General features: G+C 69.2%; 7 protein-coding genes. 2 read left to right on the forward strand and 5 right to left on the reverse strand.

All coding sequences use genetic code 11. The annotated features are described in order from the left end of the window. Positions 1-78 precede the first annotated feature (78 nt). From ABT300_RS39535 to ABT300_RS39555, 5 genes are all read right to left on the reverse strand, one after another. A complete protein-coding gene (locus ABT300_RS39535) occupies positions 79-525 on the reverse strand; it encodes a helix-turn-helix domain-containing protein (RefSeq protein ID WP_351686655.1) in 447 nt (148 codons plus the stop codon). Between the two features lie 353 nt (positions 526-878). After that, positions 879-1,892 (reverse strand): zinc-dependent alcohol dehydrogenase family protein, encoded by a 1,014-nt coding sequence (locus ABT300_RS39540; protein ID WP_351686658.1) that lies wholly within the window; start codon positions 1,890-1,892, stop codon positions 879-881. Positions 1,893-1,935: 43 nt separating this feature from the next. Beyond that, on the reverse strand, positions 1,936-2,334 hold the full coding sequence (locus tag ABT300_RS39545; protein ID WP_351686661.1) for a (R)-mandelonitrile lyase: 399 nt from the start codon (positions 2,332-2,334) through the stop codon (positions 1,936-1,938). 358 nt (positions 2,335-2,692) lie between these two features. Then, positions 2,693-3,466 carry a glucose 1-dehydrogenase gene (locus ABT300_RS39550; RefSeq protein WP_351686672.1) on the reverse strand — a complete coding sequence of 258 codons (774 nt, stop codon included), beginning with the start codon at positions 3,464-3,466 and terminating at the stop codon, positions 2,693-2,695. A gap of 30 nt (positions 3,467-3,496) precedes the next feature. Then, positions 3,497-4,912 carry an MFS transporter gene (locus ABT300_RS39555; RefSeq protein WP_351686664.1) on the reverse strand — a complete coding sequence of 472 codons (1,416 nt, stop codon included), beginning with the start codon at positions 4,910-4,912 and terminating at the stop codon, positions 3,497-3,499. A gap of 156 nt (positions 4,913-5,068) precedes the next feature. Between ABT300_RS39555 and ABT300_RS39560 the strand changes: the two genes are divergently transcribed. Both ABT300_RS39560 and ABT300_RS39565 read left to right on the forward strand, forming a co-directional pair. After that, positions 5,069-5,953 (forward strand): helix-turn-helix transcriptional regulator, encoded by an 885-nt coding sequence (locus tag ABT300_RS39560; protein WP_351686666.1) that lies wholly within the window; start codon positions 5,069-5,071, stop codon positions 5,951-5,953. Positions 5,954-6,338: 385 nt separating this feature from the next. After that, entirely contained in the window at positions 6,339-6,959 is a 621-nt protein-coding gene (locus ABT300_RS39565) for a TetR/AcrR family transcriptional regulator (RefSeq protein WP_351686669.1), read from the forward strand. Positions 6,960-6,988 lie beyond the last annotated feature (29 nt).

Consider the following 6,988-nt stretch of genomic DNA (forward strand, 5'->3'; position numbering starts at 1 on the left):
GTACCGATTCGTGTACTTGCTTCCCACCTGGCACTGCTTCCTCTGGAACCTCAGATCCCAGTCTCCAGGTGTCCACGATCAAGGGGAAGCTTCAGTGACCAGGACCGATGCCAGGTGGTTCCAGGCCAGCACGTCCATGTAGCGGCCCAGCACGAGCGCCGGGATGGTGGCCAGGCCGTCCAACAGCTGCCGCAACTGGGGCTGTACGCGCTGAGCCCGAGGCCGCCGAACCTCGCCGCTCTGCTGCCTGAGCAGGCCGAAGGCGTAGTAGCGTTGCGCGTCGTCGAGCTGTAGAGCGGATGCCACCACAGATGTCAGGACGCTCGGGGTGACCGTGATACGCGCCTGCTCGATGCGGGTGTAGTAGTCCGTACTGATGGAGGCCAGTTCAGCGACTTCTTCGCGGCGGAGCCCCGGCACACGGCGCGGCTCGTCCCAGACTGCGAGACCCGCTGTTTCTGGACGCAATTCATTGCGCCGGGCCCTGAGAAAGGCCCCGAGTTCTCTGGCTCGTCCCCGGAGCATCAGAGGCCGCCCTCTGAGCGACTAGGACCGGTACCGGCCCGATGCGGGGTCACGCTGAGAGAGTGCCATCTGTCCGACTGCCTTTCGTTCACAGGGCGAACGGTTACAGCACGTCCCCGCCGCAGAGGCGTGCTGCACGCTCACTCACAGCCATGCAACAGGGATCCGTGAACGCTGGGGAGAGCCTGTCGGGCGAGGTACCCGCAGGGCCTCCCCAGCGTCCCGCCCCTGCTCATAAGCTGGCGATTTTGCAGTGAGCGGGGATTCCCTTGGCTCGTTCATGACCACTGGGCGGGCCGCCGGTTGCGGTGGCGCTGGAGGCCATCGCACGGCGTGTCGGCCGGCTGGCCGGTTCAGGGACGCAGGAGCGTCTTGATGGCGCGGCGTTCGTCCATGGCCTGGTAGCCCTCGGCGGCCGCGGACAGCGGCAGGATGTGGTCGAAGACGCGGCCCGGGTTGATGCGGCCGGTCATGACGCGGTCGATGAGGTCGGGCAGGAAGCGCCGCACGGGTGCGGGGCCGCCCTGCACGGCGACGTGGGAGTAGAACAGGGCCGTGCCGTCGAGGGTGACGCCGTGGGGGACGCCGGTGATGCCGACGCCGCCGCCGGGCCGGGTGGAGTTCAGGGCCTGCTGGGTGGACTGGTCGGTGCCGACGCACTCCAGGACCCGGTCGGCGCCGATGCCGCCGGTCATGTCCTTGATGCGGGCCACGCCCTCGTCGCCGCGCTCGGTGACGATGTCGGTGGCGCCGAACTCGGTGGCCAGGTTCTGGCGCGGCGCGTGGCGGGACATGGCGATGATGCGCTCGGCGCCGAGCTCGCGGGCGGCCAGCACGGCGGAGAGGCCCACGGCTCCGTCGCCGACGACGGCGACGGTGTCACCCGGCTGCACACCGGCGGCGGCGGCCCACCAGCCGGTGCCCATGACGTCGGAGCAGGCCAGAAGGTCGGGCACCTGGGCGTCGGTGGGCAGTTCGGGGGTGGCGACCAGGGTGCCGTCCGCGAGCGGGACGCGGACGTACTCGGCCTGGCAGCCGCCGACGAACTCGCGGTTCAGGCAGTTGCTGGGGTAGCCGTTGAGGCAGTTCGGGCAGGTGCCGTCGCTCGCGAAGAAGGAGCCGACGACGAACTGGCCGGGCCGTACCGTGGTGACCTGGTCGCCGACTTCCTGGACGATGCCGACGTACTCGTGCCCGACGGGGGCGGGGTCCTTGGCGGGGTTGATGCCGCGGTAGTCCCACAGGTCGGATCCGCACACGCAGGTGGCGAAGGTGCGGATCACGGCGTCGGTGGGCTTGAGGATCTTCGGTACGTCGCGTTCCTCGACGCGTACGTCCTTCGGGCCGTACAGGACTGCTGCACGCATGGCGGATGCTCCTTACTGGTGGTCGGTGCCCTTTTGGGGCGGGTCAGAGGCTGCGGGTGCGGGGGCCGGCGTATTCGGCGTCGGTGACGTGGTCGAGCCAGGTGACGTCGTCGCCGTCCCACAGGGCGAGGTGCGTCATGAAGCGGTCGGGGGCAGCGCCGTGCCAGTGCTCCTCGCCCGGCGGGGTCCAGACGACCTGCCCCGGGTGGGCTTCGAGGATCCTGCCGCCGCGGGACTGGATCAGGGCGATGCCCTCGACGATGTAGAGGGTCTGGCCCACTCCGTGGGAGTGCCAGGCCGTACGGGCACCGGGTGCGAAGTGCACCGCGTTCGCCCGCGTTTTCGACGGCTCTTCGCCGCGATAGATGACATCGGCCCAGGCGTCTCCGGTGAACAGCTTCTCCGGCAGCCTGCGGGTGGCGGGCCGTTCCAGCAGCTCCATTGAGGTGGCTCCTTGCTTCTACGAGGGTTGTGCGGGCCGTGCGGGCGCGCTTGTTCGTGCCGTGCTGACGGGGCGGGTCAGCCGCGGAAGAGGTCCTTGTCCACGCACATGGCGGTCATGGCGCGGGGCCGCCGGCCGGTGGAGAACGCGCTGCTGCTGGTGACCAATCAGTGAGCGGCCGCGGCCGGTGTGGTCGGGGCGCTTCCCTGTCTCGCCGGACAGGACGCCGTCGGTGAAGTGCACCAGCTGCGGGGCGAGGTCGCCGAACGTCCTGGCCGAGCCGGATGGCTGGTCGTTGTCGGACGCGGTTGCTCCCTTTCGGTCGGGCCCCGCCGGGGCGAGGGCGTGGAGTCGGGGGTTACTGGATGGTGTATCCGCCGTCGACGGCCAAGGCGTGACCGATCACGAAGCCGGACTTGTCGCCGGTCAGCCACAGCACGGCCTCGGCGACCTCTTCGGGGCGGCCCAGGCGGCCGATGGGCTGCTGGGCCAGCAGGGCCTTCATCGCTTCGGCGCCGGCGTCGGTGGCAGTCATCCGCTCGACCATGGGGGTGGCGATGATGCCGGGGCACACCGCGTTGATGCGGATACCGCGGGCGGCGTACTCCAGAGCGGCGCTCTTGGTCAGGCCGAGGACCCCGTGCTTGGAGGCGTGGTAGGGGGCCAGGCCGGCGATGCCGATCAGGCCTCCGATGGAGGCGCAGTTGACGATCGCGCCGCTTCCTTGCTCGCGCATCTGCCGCAGTTCGTACTTCATGCAGTTCCACACGCCGCGCAGGTTAATGGCCTGCACACGGTCGAACTCGGCGCCGTCGGCGTCGGCGGTCTCCACGCTGGGGGTCTGGACGCCGGCGTTGTTGTAGGCGGCGTCCAGCCGGCCGAAGGTGTCGACGGTTTGCTTCACCAGGTCGGCGACCTCGCTCTCCACGGCGACGTCGCAGACGACCGGCAGCACCCGGTGCCCCTGGGCGGTCAGATTGTCAGCAGCCTGGCGGATCGCGTTCTCGTTGGTGTCGGCCAGCACCACTGCGGCGCCTTCGGCGGCGAAGGCGCGGGCGCTGGCCAGGCCCATTCCGGAGCCGGCGCCGGTCACCAGTGCCACCTTGTCCGCGAATGACTTACTAATTGAGATGATTCCTTTCCTTTTCGGCAGGTATATCTGTCAGTGCAGTTCCGTGATCACGTCGCCGCGCCGGGCGGTGCCGCCCATGCGAGGGGCGGCCAACGCGGCGACCAGGGCCACGGCGGCGGTCAGCAGGAGACTGACGCGCAGGCCGTGTTCGAAGCCGGCCGAGGCGGACAGCAGCGCGCCGAAGACAGCTACGGCGAGGGCTCCGCCGATTTGCCGGCTGGTGTTGAACACGCCGCTGGCGGTACCGGTGTGGTGTACGGAGACGTGCTCCAGCAGCAGCGCGGTGGTCGGCGGCATCACCAGCGGACCGGACAGGCCGATGGGGATCAGCAGCAGCGCTGTGCCCCATACCGGCATCGATGCGGGTACTGCGGCCAGGACAACCGCCCCGGCCGCGATCAGGGACAGACCGGCGATGACCGGCACGCGCGGGCCGGTGCGCTCGGCGATCCGGGCGGAGAACGGGGTCAGGCAGGCGCTGAGCAGCATCATCGGCAGGAAGGCGAGCCCGGCGCCCAGCGCGGACAGGCCGTGCTGCTGCTGGAAGTAGAGGGAGAACAGGAACGGCAGTCCGTAGAAGCCGACCATGAACGCGAACCCGATGCCGGTGGCGACGACCACGGTCGGCGATCGGAACAGGGCGAGCGGCACCATCGGGTGGGCCACCTTTGCCTGCGCGGTGATGAACGCGGCCAGTGCCACGACCGCCATACCGAGCGAGGCCAGCACCTGCGGCGCCATGAAACCGGCTGCTCCGGCTTCGATCGCGCCGAAGGTGAGGCCGCCCATGGCGAGGATGGCGGTGACCTGCCCGATCCAGTCGAACGGGGCCGGGCGGGTCGGCGAGTGCGAAGCGCGGGCGAGCAGCAACAGGGTGAGGATGCCGACCGGCAGGTTGATCCAGAAGATCATCCGCCAGGAGGCCAGGCTCAGCACACCGCCGAGCACCGGGCCCGCGGCGGCGGCGATGGCACCGCCCATCGCCCACACCCCCACCGCGCGTGCCCGGCGGGCCGGGTCGGGATACGCCTGGCGCACCAGCGCCATCGAGGTCGGCATGGTGACGGCCGCTCCGATGCCCTGGACCACGCGCGCGGCGACGAGCACCGGCAGCGACGGGGCCAGCCCGCACGCCACCGAGGCGACGATGAACAGGCCCAGGCCGCCAGCGAACGCCCTTCGCGCGCCGATCCGGTCCGAGAGGGCACCGGCCGACAGCAGCAGCGCGGCGAACATCAGCGTGTAGCCGTCGACCACCCACTCCAGGCCGGTGATGCCGCCGCCCAGCGCATCACGGATCGAGGGCAGGGCCACGTTCACGATCGTCGCGTCCAGAGTGATCACGAAGAAGCCGAGGACGGCGGCCGCCAGCGTCGCGGTGGCGTGCCGGCCCGTCCCGGGCTCGCCCGCCTCCGATGACCGGTGCGAGGAAGCGGTGAGAGGCATGACGGTGCGTGGTCCTTCCGTGAAGGGGACAGGTACCGGGCTCGCTGGCCCGGTCACGCTTCCACGGAACCACGTACCCCTACTGACCTGGGAGTCCTTGTTGGGAGAGGTACTGGCAGGGTCCCTCCGTGGCAGGGTGTGTCCTACGCTGAAGCGGTGCTGACCGACACCGTCCGCGAGGACATCCGCAACTTCCTCACCAGCCGCCGTGCCCGCCTCTCGCCACATCAGGCCGGCCTGACCGACTTCGGCGGGCGGCGCCAGGTCAGCGGGCTGAGGCGCTCAGAAGTCGCCCAGCTCGCCGCGATCAGCGTCGAGTACTACACCCGCCTGGAGCGCGGCAACGTGGGCGGTGTCTCCGAGGAGATCCTCGACAGCCTCGCCGCCGCCCTCCAGCTCGACGACGTCGAACGCGCCCATCTGGCCGCCCTCGTCCGCGCCGCCAACACCCCCCACCGCGCGACGGATCGCGACGGCGGCGCCTTGCACGTGCGGGCCAGCCTGCAACAGATCCTCGACGCCATGACCGGCGCGGTCGCCTTCGTCCGCAACGCCCACCTCGACGTCCTCGCCACCAACCAGATGGCCCGCGCCTTGTACGAAGAGGCGCTCGACACCGCCGAGCAGCCCCCCAACCTGGCCCGCTTCGTCTTCCGTGACCCGCGTGCACGCCGCTTCTACCGTGATTGGGACGGCATAGCCCACGATGCCGTCGGCAGCCTGCGCACCGAAGCCGCCCGCACTCCCGGCAACACGGACCTCGCCGACCTCATCGACGAACTCGTCTCCTGCAGCACCGAGTTCGCAGCACGGTGGGACGCGCACGACGTGGAGTACTACCGCAGCGGACAACAGAGCTTCCACCACCCCGCCGTCGGCGATCTCGACCTCGACTACGACGCCCTCGAAGTCCCCGCTGACCAGGGACTGACCATCGTCACCTACACCCTCGCCCCCACCGCGCCTCATGCCTCCGCGTTCCTTGGGCTTCAGCAAAACAGCCTGATCCCGCGCCGAGGCACCGCCCATGACAACCAGTAGCAGCCCGCGTGCGGAGAACTCCGTTCCCATCGATATACGTGCCGCGGGCCCTCGGCAGCGCAGTCGGTGCCCTCCCGGAGGGCACCGAATACCATTTCCGGATACTGGCGAACTGGAACGGCACGGTCGTCAGCGACCTTGACGCCCTCGTTCATCTCACTGCTCTGACGCCCGGGTGCGCGGCGGGCCGCCGAAGTCCGCGATCTGTACCCGCCGATCGTTACGGGGGAGAGGGGTGCCCGTCGACGGGAAGCAGCCTTCTGGAGCAGACGACCTGCCAATATGTTACACTCGGTTTCATAAATAGGGGGCGGTGTCGCCGCCATGGAACAGTCCCACGCCCATCCGGAGGGCGGCGGGGCGGTATGAACGGAGGGTGGCGTCAGTGACGCAGGAGTCGGCAGCGGCCAAGAGGGGACGTCCGCGAACGATCGACCCGATCGCGATCGTCGACACCGCGACTCGCCTGATGCACCGCCAGGGCTACGCAGACACCACGATGATGGAGATCGCGGATGCCTGCGGCATTTCCCGCAAATCGCTGTTCCTCTATTTCCCCGCCAAGTCTGACCTAATCTGGGCGACCTTCGACGGCTACGTCGAGGGGCTGCGCAAGAACATCACCAACTCCGGCGCTACCGACCCCGTCGGCAAGGTCATTGACGCCGTCATCGTCGGCTTCGATCTTTTTCCCCTCCGCTCTGACGTCATGCGGTTGCAAGTCCAAATGATCGGCACCGACAACGAGCTCCGCCAGCACGGTGAAAGCCGCAGCCTCTCCTGGCGCGACGCTGTGGCGGACTGTCTCATCCGGCGAACCGGCAACCGCCCTCTCGCAGACGGCCTCGCCTACGGTGTCTGGCGGTGTCTGTGGAAGGGCCTGCACCTTTGGACCGACACCAGCCTTCCCAGTCCGCTGCCGCTGGTACAGGTTCAGCTCGACCAGTTCGCCAGAGCGTTGAACGAGCCGACTGGGACACCCACCGACGACGGCAAACACAGCTGAATCCCGCCACCCGAGGGCACAGAAGTGCC

This window comes from Streptomyces sp. NPDC001027 (genome assembly GCF_040299045.1).
Classification (GTDB): domain Bacteria; phylum Actinomycetota; class Actinomycetes; order Streptomycetales; family Streptomycetaceae; genus Streptomyces.

Bases quoted from the DNA above. Each gene is read 5' to 3' on its own strand.
- ABT300_RS39545 (WP_351686661.1), bottom strand. From the start codon at position 2,334: ATGGAGCTGCTGGAACGGCCCGCCACCCGCAGGCTGCCGGAGAAGCTG.
- ABT300_RS39535 (WP_351686655.1), bottom strand. From the start codon at position 525: ATGCTCCGGGGACGAGCCAGAGAACTCGGGGCCTTTCTCAGGGCCCGG.
- ABT300_RS39555 (WP_351686664.1), bottom strand. From the start codon at position 4,912: ATGCCTCTCACCGCTTCCTCGCACCGGTCATCGGAGGCGGGCGAGCCC.
- ABT300_RS39540 (WP_351686658.1), bottom strand. From the start codon at position 1,892: ATGCGTGCAGCAGTCCTGTACGGCCCGAAGGACGTACGCGTCGAGGAA.